The organism is Actinoplanes sp. NPDC023714 (genome assembly GCF_040639855.1).
GTDB lineage: Bacteria > Actinomycetota > Actinomycetes > Mycobacteriales > Micromonosporaceae > Actinoplanes.
This window is the reverse complement of the sequence record NZ_JBFAAR010000005.1, coordinates 423,991-440,675: the sequence shown is the minus strand read 5'-3', so window position 1 is coordinate 440,675 and position 16,685 is coordinate 423,991. Positions and strand designations below refer to the sequence as shown.

At 69.6% G+C, this 16,685-nt stretch carries 13 protein-coding genes and 1 pseudogene; 6 read left to right on the top strand and 8 right to left on the bottom strand.

All coding sequences use genetic code 11. The annotated features are described in order from the left end of the window. Positions 1–4: 4 nt before the first annotated feature. The 5 genes and pseudogenes from AB0G10_RS24785 to AB0G10_RS24765 all read left to right on the top strand — a co-directional run. Positions 5–586: a R3H domain-containing nucleic acid-binding protein gene (locus AB0G10_RS24785; RefSeq protein ID WP_360926059.1), complete on the top strand. Its 582-nt coding sequence runs from the start codon at positions 5–7 to the stop codon at positions 584–586. Between the two features lie 128 nt (positions 587–714). After that, positions 715–1,407, top strand: coding sequence for a 16S rRNA (guanine(527)-N(7))-methyltransferase RsmG (rsmG, locus tag AB0G10_RS24780; protein ID WP_360926470.1), 693 nt, complete (start codon positions 715–717; stop codon positions 1,405–1,407). A gap of 768 nt (positions 1,408–2,175) precedes the next feature. Then, positions 2,176–3,228, top strand: coding sequence for a ParA family protein (locus AB0G10_RS24775; protein WP_360926467.1), 1,053 nt, complete (start codon positions 2,176–2,178; stop codon positions 3,226–3,228). Beyond that, a complete protein-coding gene (locus AB0G10_RS24770; protein ID WP_360926056.1) occupies positions 3,225–4,283 on the top strand; it encodes a ParB/RepB/Spo0J family partition protein in 1,059 nt (352 codons plus the stop codon). The genes AB0G10_RS24775 and AB0G10_RS24770 overlap by 4 nt, the downstream gene beginning before the upstream one ends. A gap of 2,672 nt (positions 4,284–6,955) precedes the next feature. Then, positions 6,956–7,543 (top strand): annotated as a pseudogene (locus AB0G10_RS24765) (hypothetical protein); the annotation flags it as partial. A gap of 135 nt (positions 7,544–7,678) precedes the next feature. Here AB0G10_RS24765 and AB0G10_RS24760 read toward each other — a convergent pair. Both AB0G10_RS24760 and AB0G10_RS24755 read right to left on the bottom strand, forming a co-directional pair. Continuing rightward, a complete protein-coding gene (locus AB0G10_RS24760; RefSeq protein ID WP_360926053.1) occupies positions 7,679–8,650 on the bottom strand; it encodes a D-alanine--D-alanine ligase in 972 nt (323 codons plus the stop codon). Further along, positions 8,647–9,957: a PLP-dependent aminotransferase family protein gene (locus AB0G10_RS24755; RefSeq protein WP_360926050.1), complete on the bottom strand. Its 1,311-nt coding sequence runs from the start codon at positions 9,955–9,957 to the stop codon at positions 8,647–8,649. The genes AB0G10_RS24760 and AB0G10_RS24755 overlap by 4 nt, the downstream gene beginning before the upstream one ends. 192 nt (positions 9,958–10,149) lie before the next feature. Here AB0G10_RS24755 and AB0G10_RS24750 point away from each other — a divergent pair, with 192 nt between their 5' ends. Next, positions 10,150–10,815, top strand: a complete 666-nt coding sequence (locus AB0G10_RS24750; RefSeq protein WP_360926047.1) for a GNAT family N-acetyltransferase — start codon at positions 10,150–10,152, stop codon at positions 10,813–10,815. A gap of 2 nt (positions 10,816–10,817) precedes the next feature. Here the strand turns inward: AB0G10_RS24750 and AB0G10_RS24745 are convergent, their stop codons facing one another. From AB0G10_RS24745 to AB0G10_RS24720, 6 genes are all read right to left on the bottom strand, one after another. Continuing rightward, the gene (locus tag AB0G10_RS24745) at positions 10,818–11,969 is read right to left on the bottom strand and encodes an N-acetylmuramoyl-L-alanine amidase (protein WP_360926044.1); all 1,152 of its coding nucleotides are present in this window, start codon (positions 11,967–11,969) and stop codon (positions 10,818–10,820) included. 85 nt (positions 11,970–12,054) lie between these two features. Beyond that, positions 12,055–12,372, bottom strand: a complete 318-nt coding sequence (gene trxA, locus AB0G10_RS24740) for a thioredoxin (RefSeq protein ID WP_014448213.1) — start codon at positions 12,370–12,372, stop codon at positions 12,055–12,057. A gap of 16 nt (positions 12,373–12,388) precedes the next feature. Further along, complete coding sequence (trxB, locus tag AB0G10_RS24735) at positions 12,389–13,348, bottom strand: thioredoxin-disulfide reductase (RefSeq protein ID WP_360926041.1); 960 nt, start codon at positions 13,346–13,348, stop codon at positions 12,389–12,391. 122 nt (positions 13,349–13,470) lie between these two features. Further along, positions 13,471–14,403 (bottom strand): hypothetical protein, encoded by a 933-nt coding sequence (locus AB0G10_RS24730; RefSeq protein WP_360926038.1) that lies wholly within the window; start codon positions 14,401–14,403, stop codon positions 13,471–13,473. Further along, positions 14,400–15,086 (bottom strand): RNA polymerase sigma factor SigM, encoded by a 687-nt coding sequence (sigM, locus tag AB0G10_RS24725; RefSeq protein ID WP_360926035.1) that lies wholly within the window; start codon positions 15,084–15,086, stop codon positions 14,400–14,402. Before sigM ends, AB0G10_RS24730 begins: the two co-directional genes overlap by 4 nt. A 39-nt stretch (positions 15,087–15,125) precedes the next feature. After that, entirely contained in the window at positions 15,126–16,682 is a 1,557-nt protein-coding gene (locus AB0G10_RS24720) for a protein kinase family protein (RefSeq protein WP_360926032.1), read from the bottom strand. Between the last annotated feature and the right edge of the window lie 3 nt (positions 16,683–16,685).

The following is a 16,685-nucleotide window of genomic DNA, read 5'->3' as shown; positions in this document are numbered from 1 at the left end:
GACCGTGACCGACACCAGCACTCCCCCTTCCGCTTCCGCCGAGCCGGCCGCGACGTCGGCGTCCGCCGAGCCGGCCGCCGTCGAGGAGACCGCGGAAGCCAAGAAGTCGGAGAGCGTCGCCTCGGACAGCGACCTGTTCCGCCAGAGCGAGATCGCGGCGGACTACGTCGAGGGTCTGCTGGACATCCTCGACTACGACGGCGACATCGACGAGCTGGTCTCGGCCGGCCGCCCGATGGTCGAGGTGGTCGGTGGTCGTCTGCAGCCGCTCGTCGGCCAGCGCGGCGCCACGCTCGAGGCCCTCCAGGAGCTCACCCGCCTGGCGATCTTCCGGGCCACCGGATCGCCGAGCCGGCTGCTGCTCGACATCGGCGGCTACCGCGCGTCCCGCCGCAAGGAGCTGGCCGCGGTCGCACGCAACGCGGTCGAGAAGGTCAAGGAGCACGGCGATCCGGTCCGCCTCGAGGCGATGTCGGCCTTCGAGCGCAAGTGCGTGCACGACGTGGTCAACGCGATCCCGGGCGTGCAGAGCGAGTCCGAGGGCGTGGAGCCCAACCGCCGCATCGTGGTGCGCGTGGCGGACTGATCGTGACGGACCCACGCTCCGGCGCGGGTGACAGCGGCCCGGGCGGTACTTCGCCCGGGCCGTCGTCTTCCCGGCCTTCTGTTGCTTCCTTCCCCGCTTCTCCTCCTGCCGCCTCCCGGTCTGCCGACATTCCGGTCGCCGCTCCGCCCTTCGATCTGCCCTCTTTCGAGGCCGCTGCCGGGGAGGTGTTCGGGGATCGGCTCGCGCTTGCCGGTCGATATGCCGAGCTGCTCGGCACCGACGGCGTGGTCCGGGGGCTGATCGGCCCGCGGGAGACGCCCCGGCTCTGGGAACGGCACCTGATCAACTGCGGCGTGATGGCGGAGATGATCCCGTTCGGCGCTTCGGTGGTCGACGTGGGCTCTGGTGCCGGTTTGCCCGGTATCGTGCTGGCAGTGGCGCGGCCGGATCTCGAGATCACGCTGGTTGAGCCGCTGGCTCGGCGGACCGCGTTCCTCGACGAGGCGGTATCCGTTCTGGGGTTGGACAACGTCACCGTCGTACGCGGCCGGGCCGAGGAGGTCGCCGGTCACGTCGAGGCCGACATCGTGACGGCCCGTGCCGTGGCGGCCCTCGACAAGCTGGCCGGCTGGTGCCTGCCGCTCGCGAAGGTGGGCGGGCGGTTGCTGGCGTTGAAGGGTGCCTCGGCGGCCGACGAGATCGCCTCGCACCAGGCGGCGCTGGTGAAGCTGGGCGGTGGTGAGGCCGTCGTGCGGCTCTGCGGAGTGGGGTTGATCGACCCGCCGGCGACGGTGGTGGATGTGGTCAAGGAGCGGCAGGTGTCGCGTTCTGGCGGGCGGAAGAAGGCGCGGAGGCGATAGATGGGCAAGCGGGGTGCTCGCAGGAGACACGTTCGGAAGCCGCACCCCGTTCAGTCCGATCCGCCGGCTCCGTCATCGTCGCCGTCTTTCGTGCCCTCTTTCGTGCCCTCTTTTGTGTCTGAAAATGAGCAGCCGGCCGGGCCACGGGTGGTGTCCGGGTTTCTCGTCTGGCCTGCTGTGGACGGCGTCCTGCGGGAATCGGCCGGGCCGTCGTCGGGGGCGGTGGTCGAATTGGTTCAGGGTGCGGTGTCGTCCCGGGACCCGTCCGGTGGTGATTTTCGTGCGAGTGGTGACGTTCGTGCGAGTGGTGACCTTTGTGTGGGTGGTGATCAGAGGGCACTCAGCGCCACGGTGGCGCCCGAAGTGGTGACTTTCGGTCGCGGGGTGGGCGGCGACGTTTTCGGGACGGACGGGCCTGCTGGGGGCGGCGGGAGTGTTTCTCTGCGGTTGTCGGAGCCGGTCCCCCGTACCCAATGGAGGGCTGCACCCCACGAAGCCGGCGGCGATGCCGCGGGGTTGTTGAAACTCGTGCCTGGAAGAATGGTGTTCCGGGAGGCGTTGCGCACGACTCATCGGACTTCGGGCCATGGCGACACATGCCCGACACCCGTAGGCTGGCTGAGCGTCGATAGTGTGGACCGGATTTCTGTTGCCGGGGCCCACGTTCTGCCGGCCAACCCGTTCCTAGCCAACAGGGATGAAGCGGTGCATGAGTACGGTGTTTCACGTGAAACCGAGTCGCCTCTCGACAGGCCGTCGGGAGTGAGCGTGGGAGGACCGCACGCCAGCGACGTTCCTCAGCCTCGCGCAGGGGGCTACGGCCCACCTGCGCAGTACGAATATGGTGTCCCGCCGTCGTCCTCGGCGTCGCTGATACCGGGTGCGCCACTTCCCGGTGTTCCCGTTCAGTCGGACGAGCATGTTTCACGTGAAACGCCGGGCGGGGTTGAGGACGATCCGCCCCTTGCCATGGAAGCGTTGCGAGCTGTGCAGATCCTCAACCCGAGCGGCGAGATCATCATGCCGCGCCCAGACCACCCCAGGGTGATTTGCGTCGCCAACCAGAAGGGCGGCGTCGGGAAGACGACCACGACGGTGAACCTGGCGGTGGCGTTGGCGCTGCATGGCAACCGTGTCCTGGTGGTCGACCTCGACCCGCAGGGAAACGCCTCCACCGGTCTCAACGTGCCGCACCACGCGGGCGTGCCGGACGTCTACGACTGCCTGATCGACAACGTGCCGCTGGCCGAGGTCGCGCAGCCGGTCGAGGGCATCCCGAACCTGTTCTGCGTGCCGGCCACGATCGACCTGGCCGGTGCGGAGATCGAGCTGGTGTCGGTGGTCGCCCGTGAGTCGCGGCTCGCTCGTGCGATCGCGGGGCATCCGGAGAAGTTCGACTACGTCTTCATCGACTGCCCGCCGTCGCTCGGCCTGCTGACGGTCAACGCCCTGTGCGCGGCGCAGGAGGTGCTGATCCCGATTCAGTGCGAGTACTACGCGCTGGAGGGCCTGAACCAGCTGATCAACAACATCAACCTGGTTCGGCAGCACCTGAACCCGACACTCGACGTCTCGACGATTCTGTTGACCATGTACGACCGGCGTACCCGCCTGGCCGACGCGGTCGAGCAGGACGTCCGGAATCACTTTGGGGCGAAGGTTCTGAACGCCGTCATTCCCCGAAACGTGCGAGTCTCGGAGGCTCCTAGCTACGGGCAGTCTGTGATGACCTACGATCCGGGATCTAGGGGTGCGACCAGCTATTTCGAGGCCGCCCTGGAGATCGCTATGCGTGGGGTCGACACAGGAGGCACGGCATGAAGAACCGTCCGCGGGGTGGCCTAGGCCGTGGCCTGGGTGCGTTGATCCCCACGGCGCCTGCTGCTGAACCGGCGGCTGAGCCAGCTTCTCCCACGCCGGCGCCGTCGTCGGCTCCCGTGCCCACTCCCGCTCCGGCTCCTGCTGTTGCCTCGTCGCCGCCCCCGGCCCCCGCTCCGGCTCCCGACCCTGTCTCGGTTGACGCGGATCTTGGGCTGGCTCCCGTTCCGGGGGCTCGGTTCGCTGAGCTTCCGGTCACTGCCATCGAGCCGAACGCGAAGCAGCCGCGGCACGTCTTCGACGAGGAGGCCCTGGAGGAGCTGAAGACCTCCATCCAGGAGGTCGGCTTCCTGCAGCCGATCGTGGTCCGGGACATCGGCGACGGGCGATACGAGCTCGTCATGGGTGAGCGCCGGTGGCGTGCCGCCCAAGCCGTCGGCAGGGACACGATCCCGGCCATCGTGCGGAGCACACCGGACGACGCGATGCTCCGCGATGCCCTGCTGGAGAACATCCACCGGGCCAACCTGAACCCGCTCGAAGAGGCGGCCGCCTATCAGCAGCTGCTTGAGGAGTTCGGGGCCACGCACGAGGAACTGGCCCGTCGGATCGGGCGGAGCCGGCCGCAGATCTCGAACACCATAAGGCTCATGAACCTGCCGGCGCCGGTTCAGCGTCGGGTGGCCGCGGGGGTGCTGTCGGCCGGGCATGCGCGGGCGCTGCTGGGTCTCGACGACAGCGAGGCGCAGGAGAAGCTGGCTCTGCGGATCGTGGCCGAAGGGCTGTCGGTCCGGGCAACCGAGGAACTCGTGCAGCTGGCCGTCTCCGACGGCCCGGTCAAGAAGACGGCGCCGGCTCGGCGGGCGAAGGTGCACGCGCCGGCGTTGAACGATCTTGCTGAGCGGCTCTCGGATCGGTTCGACACCCGGGTGAAGGTCGACATCGGCCGCAACAAGGGCAAGATCACCATTGAGTTCGCGACTGTGGATGATCTCGAGCGGATAGTGGGCATGATCGGGGTCGAGGAAGAGGGCGCGGCCGCTCGGGGGGATGAGTAAGGCCGCGGTTGGATTTGGGCTTGGGGTTGCTTGGGCGCGTACCGGTCGGGTGCGCGCCTTGCTTTTTGCCCGCGTGACGGACGTGAATCCGGTTCTAGCGGGTTCTGTCAGAACGATTCTCCTGGGATTTGCGTTGCGGGGCTGGGGTGGCTTGAAGCGCTTCGGAATGCAGTAGTTGAACCCTGTTTGACGGTTTTGACTCGCTTGCCTGTTGGTTGTTGGTGCGGGACCCGCGTATGGCTGCTCGGCGCTTGGGTGGGGTGGCGGAGTCGGGTGCGGTGGCAGTTCTGGGCCTTCGGTTGTCGGACTCACGCCGTGGCGGTTCAATCGCTCGCTTTGAGGACGGGTCCGGTTGGGCCGGCTTGGGACGAAACTCGGCTCTGCTCGACTATCCAAGCGGTCGCATGTGGGGCCGGGTTAGCGCTGAGCGCGTCCCTGAACTGTGGGGGATTGTCGGTGCTCTGTTCGCCTTCTTCTCGGCTGGCGCGGGGTCGCAACGACCTCGGGATCCTGCAGCCGAAGCCTTGCCGTTCTAGTCGATCCGTGCCGGACCGGACTGCTGAACCTAGCTGCTCGACTTCGCGTTGCTCAGAGGCAGATCACTGTCTCGTTGGAGAATGAGACCGGAAGACGCTCCAGCGTTTCACGTGAAACGGCGAGCGGAGGCGAGGGTTTGAGCCCTGGCCGGGAATTCGCGGCCAGGTGTGCGTCGGCCCTTTGGGGCGGCTCCCGATTGGCTCTTTGACTGCCTGACTGCCTGACTGCCTGTTTCACGTGAAACGGCACAACGAGGTTCTGAGTGCTTCTAGGCAGGGCGCGGCGGTGGCTCTTGCGCGACGAGGACGGCTGCTCTACTGAGATGTGGCCCGGCGGCTTCTGCTCGGCGACTAAGGACCGGCTCCGGCTCGTTGATCGCCGGATTCGAACAAGAGGGTGCGGTCTACTCTCTCGCAGCCACACGGCCACCGGGATGTGCCGCCACCCCGATGGCCGGCTTCGCTGCTTCCTTCTGGATCTAGGGATCCGTCGCCTCGGGCTGTCTTGCGAGAGCCCGGCCCAGCGAGGGGCGTTGAGACGCGGAAGCGAGGTTGGTGGTCCGGGCCGGTGAGGCCTGGGCCGGGACTCGGTTTCGACTGGCTGTCCGCCATGGTGGCGTGGGTCGGCGATCGAGGTTGAGAGGTGCCAGGACTGAGTGGTTACCCGCTACCGGCCGCTGGCACGATGCGCGGGCAGAGCGGGAGGGTAGGACTCGGGTTTGGGCGGGCTGCGGTTGTGGCGGCTTCTGCGAGTGACTGCACAAGGCGGAGCACTTCGCGGCAGGGTTGGCGACGAGGGGTGGGGCCGTTTACGGATCTGACGTGGGCAAGGGCATGACGGCGGGCGGGAGGGGATAGGGCGCTGGCCGGCGAAGCACCGGAGGTGGGACCAGCCGTGGGCGCGGACGGTGCACGGCGCCTTGATGTCCAGGCGGCGAGATGGGTGCGGCGGTGGCATGGGGGCGGCGGTGGCATGGGGGCGGCGGTGGCATGGGGACGGTGGCGGCATGGGGACGGTGGCGGCATGGGTGGGGCGGCGGCGACACGGGCTTGATGTCCGGCAGAGGGTGTCGGCCTGAGGTGCCGGGTGAAACAGCAGGGTGCCCCTACTCGGGTGTGGGCTACTTGAGAGGGCGGTTGTTGTGGAGGGCCCTGGGGGTCGAGCCCTATCACGGTGGGATCTGAGGCCCTTGGTCGAGCGTCGGAGGCCGCAGGCCGGGCCGGCCCGCAGCCGGTGCGTTGAGTTGAGCTCGGCACTTCTTGCGGGGCAACGAGACGGTGTGCTCACCCGTGCGGCGGCGAAGGGCACGGTCCAGCTTGCGCTTGAACTGCGTGAGTCCACGGGCGGCAGAGGAGAGCCGCCTGCGGGTTAAGTGACTATCAGGCTCGGCCCTCGGAAGTGGTGACGCAAGTCACTCTCGCGTTTCACGTGAAACACGGACTTGCGCGCATGCAACCGGACCTCCGCCGATGCCACACCCCGGGAGGCCTAGCGACGAGTCACGGCCTGGCGATGCCACGTCTTCGGTCTGGTGACGCCGCCTCGGCCTGACGCACATCAACCTCCGCCTAACGGCATCAACCGCGGCCTGGCGACGGCGCCACCCTCGGACTGACAGCGCAAGCCCCTCGGCGCCGGGTCTTTCTACCCTGAGCCGTTTCACGTGAAACCTGTCTCCACCTTGCGAGCGACCACCGAACGGTGGATCACCTTGACTTGAGATCCACTCGACTACCACGCTCCGTAGCCACCACACGCAGAGATGACGGTCCCTCGCCGTACATACGCCGACACCACTATCCACAACCTGTGCGCACAACCTGTTGAAAAACCAGCCGACCCCGTTTCACGTGAAACGCTGCCTATGTCGTGCGTACTGTCCACCGGTCTATCCACAGGGTCCACAAGCGTTCTACGTCGGGTTTCACGTGAAACACAGGGGCCTGTGGATAACTTCTGTGGATAACTTCGCGATCGTTGTGGGGAGGGCGGCATGCGCATGAGCGTCTACGTGCCGGCCGCCCTCGGGTGGGTGGAAAGGGGTCCCTCGGCCGAGCGAAGACGTGCGAAATTGACCCAGGACAGCCCCTCCTGAGCTGGGCTAAGGTCACGTCGTGTCCGAGAACACCGCCCCCCTGCCTGACTTCACACGTTGGCCGTCGTTCCCCTTTGAGGGGGACATGCGTGTCAAGAAGCTTGCGCCGCCTGTCGAGGTCGAGCCGCCGCGCAGCGGTGAGGACGCGTCCGATTGTGTGGCGTGCGGCACGCCCGACGACGCGTACATCTGGGTCAGCGAACGATGGCGGGTCCGGGCCATGGATCGTCCGACGGGGCTGCCGGTGGTTCTGATCCTGGAGTGCCGGTCGCATCTCGACCTCGGTGATCTGCCCAACATGCTGGCGGCCGAGCTCGGCGTCATGACCGTGCGGCTCGAGCGCGCTATCCGCTCTCTCGACGGCGTCGCCCGGGTGCACGTCAACCGATGGGGTGATGGTTCCGCGCATCTGCACATGTGGTTCCTGGCGAGGCCCTATGGACGCCTCCAGCTGCGCGGCACGTTCCTCTCCCTCTGGGACGATCTGCTGCCGGTGATCCCCGAGGCGCAGTGGCGGGAGAACCTCGCCCTCGTCGCCGCCTGGCTGGCCGACTTCGGCGGCAAGGCCAACGCCGAGCCGGCGCACATCCAGTGGGAGTCGCCGGCCACGTTCACCGTCCCCACGACGGACGACACGGGAAGGCCGAAGACCCTGGGCGACATCCAGGCTGAGGCCTGAAAAGAAACAGAAAGACCGAGGCCTAAGGAGAAACAGAAAGAGGGCCCGGCGCCGCAGCGCCGAGCCCTCCGGGAAAGAACGACCTCAGGACGAGCGAGCCACCGCCCGCTCCACAAGCGAGCTCAGCAGCTCACCCAGATCCACCCCGGCCGCCTGCACGGCCAGCGGCAGCAACGACGTCTCCGTCATCCCCGGCGACACGTTGCAGCCGAGCACCTGCGGCTCCCCGTCCGCCCCGACGATCACGTCGATCCGGGACAGGTCGCGCAGCCCGAGAGCCTTGTAGGCGGCGAGCGCCACCTCGGACACCCGCTCCGCGACGGCGGGCGTCAGCCGCGCCGGCACGTGCCACGTCGTCAGGCCGGCGGTGTAGCGGGCCGCGTAGTCGTACACCCCGTCGCGGGGAACGATCTCGACGATCGGCAGGGCCTCCGGGCCGGCGCCCCTGTCGACGATCGAGACGGCCACGTTGGTGCCGGTCACGAACTGCTCGACGAGGGCCGTCGAGTCGTACGCGAAACAGCCCACCATGGCGGCCGGCAGATCCGCGGCGTCGCGCACCACGGCGGCGCCCAAACCCGAGCCGCCCTGCGCCGGCTTCACCATGAGCGGCAGGCCGAGCCGCTCGACGATCCGGTCGAGCACCGCGACGGCGCCGAGCTCGGAGAACCGGTCGTGCGGCAGCGCCACCCAGTCGGGCGTCGGGATCCCCGCTTCGCGGAGCATCGACTTCGCCGACGGCTTGTCCCACGCGAGCCGGGCGGCCCGGGCGTCGGCGCCGACGTAGGGCACCCCGCACAGGTCGAGCACGCCGCGCAGCGAACCGTCCTCACCGGTGGCCCCGTGCAGCGCGATGAACGCGGCGTCCGGCGGGTCGGCCGAGAGCGCCGGCAGCAGCGAGACGTCGGCGTCGTGCAGCTCGGCGGTCAGGCCCGCGGACCGCAGGGCGTCCAGCACCCGGCGGCCGGACCGCAGGGACACGTCCCGCTCGTATGAGAGGCCACCGGCCAGCACCAGAATCCGCAACTCGTCACCCGTACCCATGGGGTTGATCATGCCAACTCGTGACCGGGGGTGTCGGCAGCGGCCGGACCACGACGGCGCTGGGACCCCAGGGCGCCGGAGGCGCCGAAGACGGCACGCATCTCCAGCTCCTTCTCCATCACCCCGGAGAGACGCCGCACGCCCTCACGAAGCCGCTCCGGCGACGAGAACGAGAAGTTGAGCCGCATGTTGCTCCGGCCGGTCCCGTCGGCGTAGAAGCCGGTTCCGGGCACGTAGGCGACCCGCGCCGCGATGGCCCGCGGCATCATCGCCTTCGAGTCGAGGCCCTCGGGCAGGGTCGCCCAGACGAACAGGCCGCCGGTCGGGCGGGTCCACGTGGTGCCCTGCGGCATCAGGTCGTCGAGCGCGTCGAGGAGGGTGTCCCGGCGTTCCCGATAGATCTCCCGGTACGCCTTGATCTGCTCCTGCCACGGCATCGTCGTCAGGTATTGCGTGACGGCGCCCTGGGCGAACGCGCTCGGGCAGAGCACGTTGGCCTCGCTCATCATGACGAGCTTCTCGCGGACCGCGTGCGGCGCGAGAATCCAGCCGACCCGCAGGCCGGGCGCGAACGTCTTGGAGAAGGTGCTGACGTAGAAGACGCCGTCCCGGCGACGGGCGCGCAGCGGACGCGGGGCCTCGCCCTCGAAGGAGAGCAGACCGTACGGGTCGTCCTCGATCACCAGCAGGCCGGCCCGCTCGCAGATGTCGAGCACCTGCTCGCGCCGCTCCTCGGTGAGCGTCATCCCGCCCGGGTTCTGGAAGGTCGGGATCGTGTAGAGGAACTTGGCCCGGCGCCCCGCTCGCGCCGTCGCCGCGATCGCCTCTTCGAGTGCTGCCGGGATCAGGCCGTCGGCGTCCATGGCCACGTGCTGCACCTGTGCCTGGGCGGCCTGGAAGACGCCGAGTGCGCCGACGTACGTCGGCCCCTCGGCGAGCACCACGTCGCCCGGATCCAGGAAGAGCCGTGCCAGGAGGTCGAGGGCCTGCTGCCCGCCGACGGTGACCACCACGTCGTCGGGGGACGCGCCGGTGATGCCGGACAGGGTCATCACGTCGCAGATCTGTTCGCGGAGCTCGATCGTGCCCTGGCCGATGCCGTACTGCAGGCTGGTGGCGCCGTGCTCGGAGCCGAGGCGGTTCAGCATCTCGCCGACCGCGTCGAGGGGGAGGGCCGCGATGTACGGCGAGCCGCCGGCCAGCGACACCACCTCCGGGCGGCTGGTGACGGCGAAGAGGGCGCGGATCTCGGATGTCGTCATCCCGCGGACTCGTCGCGCGTACCGATCGGTGTAATCGTCCTGAGTTGTGCCGGTCATGCGGCTCTCACCTCGTTGATTCGGTGGGTCGAGACGTTCTCGATAGTAAACGGGGAAACCACTGCGGGAACCTGTCGTCCCATTCAGCTGTTGCCCGACCTGCTCCCGTTCATGGTGATTCCGGCGTAGGATTCGCCGGGGGGCGCGAGCGGGCGTTTCCATCCGTCCCGGTCTCCGTGCAGGGGGTTCGCCATGTCGCGGCGCCTGGTCAATCTCACCCTCGACACCCTCGAGGACCTGCCCCGGCCCTGCCGGCAGTGCGTCTACTGGGAACTCGATCCGGTCTCGGCCGAGCGGGCCTGCGCCACCGGAGACCCCGGTCTCGAGAAGGAGGCCTGGGTCTCGCAGACGCTCCTCGAGTGGGGTTCCTGCGGCAAGCTGGCCTACGTCGACGGCATGCCGGCCGGCTTCGTCATGTACGCACCCCCGGCCTACGTCCCCCGCTCCATGGCGTTCCCGACCTCGCCGGTGAGTGCCGACGCCGCACTGCTGACCACCGCGAAGGTGGTGCCCGCGTTCGCCGGCGGCGGTCTGGGCCGGATGCTGGTGCAGGGCGTCGCGCGTGATCTGACGAAGCGCGGGATCAAGGCGATCGAGGCGTTCGGCGACGCGAAGGCGGGCGAGGCCGACGAGGACGAGGAGCGCGCCGGCACGTGCGTGGCCCCGACCGACTTCTTCCTGTCGGTGGGCTTCAAGACGGTCCGCCCGCACCCCCGCTACCCGCGCCTGCGGCTGGAGCTGCGGACGGCCCTGTCCTGGAAGTCCGACGTGGAATACGCGCTGGAGAAGCTGCTCGGCTCGATGAGCCCGGAGAAGCTGCTGCGGCCGCTGCCGGCCACCAGCTCGATGGAGAACTAGACCTAGGCCCGGTCGGCCAGGGCCAGGCGCAGCTGGCGCACGTCGATCGAGCCGGTCGGCACGTCGCGCTCCACCGGGAAATACATCCGCTGCACGGCGGCGAGCAGCGCCTCCACGATCTGCTCCCGGAACATCGGGTCGATCAGGCGCTCCCGGTCGTGCGGCGAGGTCAGGTATCCGAGGTCGACCCGGACCGTGGGCATCCGGGTGAGCCGGAGCAGGTCCCAGGTCTTCGCGTGGGTGCGGCAGTCGTGCAGGCCGGTGCGCACTACGATCTCGCGCTGCACCAGGTTCGCCAGGCGCTCGCCGACCGTGGAGCTCAGGCCGTTCCCGGTGCCGTAGTGGTAGGTGGCGACGCCCTGAGCGTCCTCGGACGCGAGCCCGTCGAGGTGCAGCGAGATCAGCAGGTCGGCGCCGAGGCTGTTGGCGAGCGCGGCCCGCTCGGCTCCGCTCATCGGGGCGGCCGGCGACGGCCCGCGGGTCAGGTGCACCCGCATGCCGGCCGCGGCGAGCCGGCCCTCGAGCCGGGACGCCAGGTCGAAGACGAGATCGGCCTCGTTCCACCGCAGCGGGCCGTCCGGCACGACCACGCCGGTGTCGTCGCCGCCGCCGTGGCCCGGGTCGATCACGATCGTCTTGCCGACCAGGTTGGGGCCGGACTGGCGGAACGCCTCGGCCTCGCGCAGCCACTGCGGGCGGCCGCCGACGACCTTGCGGCCGAGCCGCTGCAGCGCCTTCATGGTCTGCGGGCCGCACGAGCCGTCCGGGGAGAGGCCGACCTCGCGCTGGAACTGCGCCACGGCGCGGGCGGTGCGGGCGCCGTAGATCGCGTCGGGGCGGCCGGTGTCGTAGCCCATCTCGAGCAGTCGTTCCTGGAGCGTCCGCACGTCCTCGCCGACCAGCGGGTCGGGGACCGAGTGGAAGAGCGTCCGGGAGCCGAGCCGCCAGCGGGCCGCGTCGAGCGCGCCCCAGGTCTCGTCGCCGACCATCCCGTCCACGCCGAGCCCGCGGCCCTGCTGGAACGCGCGGACCGCGTCGACCAGCGCCTCGTCGAAGACGTCCGGTTCGGCCTCGGCGAGCAGCTCCAGCCCGGCCAGGATCGACCGGATCTCGGCAACGGCAGGACCAGTGTCTCCGCGTCGGATTGACCGCACTGAGGAACTCCCTAGGGGCGAGGGACGGGCGAGAAAGAGCGTACGCCCCGCATCCCAGTGGGGACGCGGGGCGCAGAGGCGAACGTCAGAGAGCCGATTCGATGAAGTTGACCAGGAAGCTCTTCGGCTTCGCGCCGGCCACCGAGTTGACCCGCTCGCCACCCTTGAAGATGGTCAGGGTCGGCACCGACATCACCTGGTACTGCATGGCGATCTGCGGGTTCTCGTCGATGTTGACCTTCACGATCTCCACCTGCGAGCCCAGCTCCGAGTCGGCGATCTCGGCGAGCAGCGGGTCGACCTTCTTGCACGGCACACACCACTCGGCCCAGAAGTCGACAAGCACCGGCTTGTCGGACTGCAGCACGTCGGCGGCGAATGTCTGTTCGGTGACGACCTTCACGAGGACCCTCCCGGTCTTACAGCTCTACGAATGAAGCGATGAAGCGCTCGGCGTCCAGCGCCGCGGCACAGCCGGTGCCGGAAGCGGTGATGGCCTGCCGGTACGTGTGGTCGACCAGGTCGCCGGCGGCGAACACGCCGGGGACGTTGGTCCGGGTGCTGGGCGAGTCCACCTTCACGTAGCCCTCGTCGTCCAGCTCGACCTGACCCTTGAAGAGCTCGCTGCGCGGGTCGTGGCCGATCGCCACGAACACGCCGGTGACGTCGAGGACCTTGGTCTCGCCGCTCTGCACGTTGCGGATCCGGGCGCCGCTGACCTTGCCGTCCTCGCCGAGGATCTCCTCGACCACCGAGTTCCACTCGACCTTGATCTTCTCGTTGTCGAGCGCGCGCTTCTGCATGACCTTGCTGGCCCGGAACGTGTCGCGCCGGTGCACGATCGTCACGGTCTCGGCGAAGCGGGTCAGGAAGGTCGCCTCCTCCATCGCCGAGTCGCCACCGCCGACCACGACGATGTGCTGGTTGCGGAAGAAGAAGCCGTCACAGGTAGCGCAGGACGAGACGCCGCGGCCGAGCAGCTCCTGCTCGCCGGGGACACCGATCGGGCGCCACGCCGACCCGGTCGCGAGGATCACGGCACGGGCGAAGTATTGCTTCTCACCGACCCAGACGGTCTTGAGGCCCTCGGTGCCCGGCTCGGTCGGCTTGTCGCCGAGCTCCACCCGGGTGACGTCGTCGGTGATGAACTCGGCGCCGAACTTCTCGGCCTGCGCGCGCATGTTGTCCATGAGCTCGGGGCCCATGATGCCGTCGCGGTGACCCGGGAAGTTCTCCACCTCGGTGGTGGTCATCAGCGCGCCGCCGGACTGGACGCCCTCGATCACCAGCGGCTTGAGGTTCGCCCGCGCCGCATAGAGCGCCGCGGTGTAGCCGGACGGCCCCGAACCGATGATGATCAGATTGCGGACCTCGTCCACTGCCGACTCCTCAGTCTGTTTTTCGCCGCATCGAAACGTCGGCGACACTGCACGCTAGAACGTCATGCTAGGCATTCGCCATTCCCGCGGACGGGCCGTGTCGGACCTCACCGGCGGTTCGGTCAGCGTACCGGCAGTTTCTCCAGGGTGTCGGCGTCACTGCCGGGTGTGCCGCACGCTGCGCCGACGGCCCACGCCCAGCCGCCGTTGGCCGCGCTGAACCGCACGATCAGGGCCGGGACGCCGGTGTAGGTGGCGTAGTCGACGGTGTCGACGGTCATCGGGCCGCCGCCGTTCTCCCGGGCGATCGCCTCGAGGCAGTCGGCCAGCGCGCCCGGCTCGAGCAGCCGGCTCAGCGGAGTCACCTTGGTGGCGCGCGAGTCGTCCGTGGCGATCATCGGCGCGTCCGAGGAAGAGGAAGAGGCGGAGGGTGCCGAGGCGCCACCCAGGCCGGCGATCGGCCGGGCCAGCGTCGTGGCGTCGTAGTCGAACCCGCTCTGCAGCACCTCGCCGATCGCGGGGGCCATCGCGGGGGCGGCCTGACCGGCGACGCTCTCCCCGGAGCCGGCGTCGGTCGCGTCGCCGCCGCTCAGCCGGCTGAGTCCGAATCCGGCGAAGGCGAGCACGCCGGCGGCCACCGAGATGGGTGCGGCCCAGCGCACGGCCCGTCGTGGCCGGCGACCTGCCGCGCGTCCGTGCCGTGCCTCCTGCCGCGCCTCTTCAAGATCAAGGACCTTCGAGGGTACGGGCGGAGCCTGCTCCCCGACCGCATCGGCGGCCGTCACCTGGGCCGGGAGGGTGGTCACGGATGACGAGGAGAAGAGGGCGTCGAGCCGGTTCGCGAGATCGTCGGGCACCGGCTCGGCGGGCAGGTCACGCAGCATCGCGCCGACCGTCGCCATGCCGGGGGCGAGCCGCTGGTAGGCCTCGCGCCACACCGGGTCGCCGGCCACCAGGGCCGCCACCCGCTCGTCGTCGGGGGTGCCGATCAACGCGCCGCCGATGTAGTCGGCGAGCAGATCGAGGTCGACCCCGTCGAACTCGGCGCCCGTCACCGCTCATCCCTCCGATCGTGTCCGGCCGGCAGGGAAGTCACCGGCGCCGACGTGGATGGGACGTTCCCACCGGTGGTCCGGTTCCCCTCGCCGCGCAGGAACCCCAGAGCCACCGCCATTCTGGCGCGGCCACGGGCGCATCGGCTCTTCACCGTGCCCTCCGCCACACCGAGCATTTCGGCCACCTCGGCGACCGGGTAGCCCTGGACGTCGACGAGCACGATCGCGGCCCGCTGCTCGACCGGCAGCGCCGCGAGCGCGTCGCGCACCACGAGGGCGGTGTCGTGGTCGGTGGCGGGCGCGGCCGGCTCCGGACCGGACGGGCGGTCGTCGTCCCGGTTGCCGTCCGGCAGCGGGACGGTCGGGTGGGCCTGGCGGCGGCGCAGGCGGTCGAGGCAGGCGTTCACCACGATCCGGTGCAGCCAGGTCGTGACGGCCGAGTCGCCGCGGAACCGGGCCGCGTTGCGATGCGCGTTCAGCAGGGCGTCCTGGAGCGCGTCGGCGGCCTCCTCGCGGTCGCCCACCGTGCGCAGGGCGACCGCCCAGAGCCGGTCCCGGTGGCGGCGGACCAGCTCGGCGAAGGCGTCGGCGTCACCGGCCACGTGGGCACGGATCAACTCGGTGTCACTCGGCGCGGATCCGCCCGCACCGGGCACACCGGATGAAACATCCCCGGAAGTCACGCCAGCAATGTAGTCCACCGCGGCTCCCGGGAGGGCCTGTCAGTACCCGTACAACTCGATCTCGTTGACGCTGACCTTGTAACCGGGGCCGTCCTCGTTCTTCGGCAGCTCGGTCAGGAACACCAGAACGTACTGGTATTTCTGGTCCGGCTCGAAGCCGGAGAACAGCCAGTTGGTGCCGGTGCTCTTCTCGGCCTCGGCGTCGGCGTCGGCGACCTTCTTGTATTCCTTCAGCAGCTTCTCGTCGCCGCCGCTGCTGTCGCCCGGGTCGTTCGTGCCGTAGCGCACGTCCATCGCGACACCCGGTGCCGACGTCGACACCCGCACCTCGGCGAGGTTGCGCGGGGTGCCCAGGTTGATCAGGACGCCCATGCCCTCTTTCAGGTTGCCGAACTTGGGCGTCTTGTACCACGCGAGGTCCCAGGCGGTGTCCTTGTCGCCGTCGACCGCGTACTTTGCCTCGCCGGTGTCGTCCCGATCGCCGGGCGGGGCGTCGACGATGCGGACCTGGTCCTCGGTCAACGCGATCTTCTTGGGGTCGGCGGCCGGAGCGGCGGGCTCCTCGCCGGGGTTCTCCGCGTTCTGCCCGGCACCGGCCGTGACCGGCGGCTGAGCCTCGGTGTCGGGGTCGTTCGAGTTGTTGATCGCGCGGATGCCGAAGATCAGGCCGATGATCGCGATGATCACCAGCGCGCCGACCCCGAGCAGGATCTTGGGCGTGCTCTTGATCGGCTCGGCCGACGACGACGTGCCCTGCACGAAGCGCAGCGGACCGACGTCCTCGTATTCCTCGTCCTCGGCGGCGGCGTCCAGCCGGCCCAGCTCCGCGGTGAGAGCGTCGGCGGCCGGCGCGGCGACCCGGCGGTCGAGCAGGTCCATGGTGAGGTCGTCGAGGTAGGCCGGGACGCCGGCCCGGACCTGCCGGGGCGCCGACGGGCCGCCCGAACTGTCGCGATTCGCATCAGGCAGCGCGGACCGGCCGACCTCGGCGTGCGGCCAGTGGCCGGTGAGGGCGAAGTAGAGCAGGCCGCCGACCGAGCGGATGTCCGACTCGACGCTGTCCGCGGCGTCGGCACGGGCGTCGGCGAGCACGACCCGGCCGTCGTCGGCGATCAGGGTGGTGCCGGGGTGCACGTTGCCGTGCACCATGCCGGTGGCGTGCACCGAGGTGAGCGCGTCGGCCACCGAATGGGCGATCGCGACGGCCCGGGCCGGGTCGAGCGGACCCTCGGCCGCGACCAGGTCGCGCAGCGACTCGCCGTCGACCCACTCGCGGACCACGTAGGCCCGCTCCTGCTCGTCGATGGCGTCGTAGACGCCGACCAGATTGGGGTGGATCACCCGGCTCGCCGCGACCGCGGCCTGGAGCATCTCGGTGGCGGAGGTGCCACCGGGGTGCCGCAGGACGACGGCGACCGGGCGCCGCAGGATGACATCGATGCCTCGCCACACCTGCCGGCCGGCACTGTCGTTGTTGACGTGCTGCTCCAGCTGGTAACGCTCGGCCAGAATCTCACCGGCGGTGGGCGCACCGAAGGTCAAGACCGGTCCGGCCTCGTCGGCCGCGGTCTCGTGGCCTTCGCCGACCTGGGTCACCAG

Coding starts and splice junctions, on each gene's coding strand:
- AB0G10_RS24770 (WP_360926056.1), top strand. CDS start 3,225: ATGAAGAACCGTCCGCGGGGTGGCCTAGGCCGTGGCCTGGGTGCGTTG.
- AB0G10_RS24760 (WP_360926053.1), bottom strand. CDS start 8,650: ATGATCAACCCCATGGGTACGGGTGACGAGTTGCGGATTCTGGTGCTG.
- AB0G10_RS24755 (WP_360926050.1), bottom strand. CDS start 9,957: ATGACCGGCACAACTCAGGACGATTACACCGATCGGTACGCGCGACGA.
- AB0G10_RS24750 (WP_360926047.1), top strand. CDS start 10,150: ATGTCGCGGCGCCTGGTCAATCTCACCCTCGACACCCTCGAGGACCTG.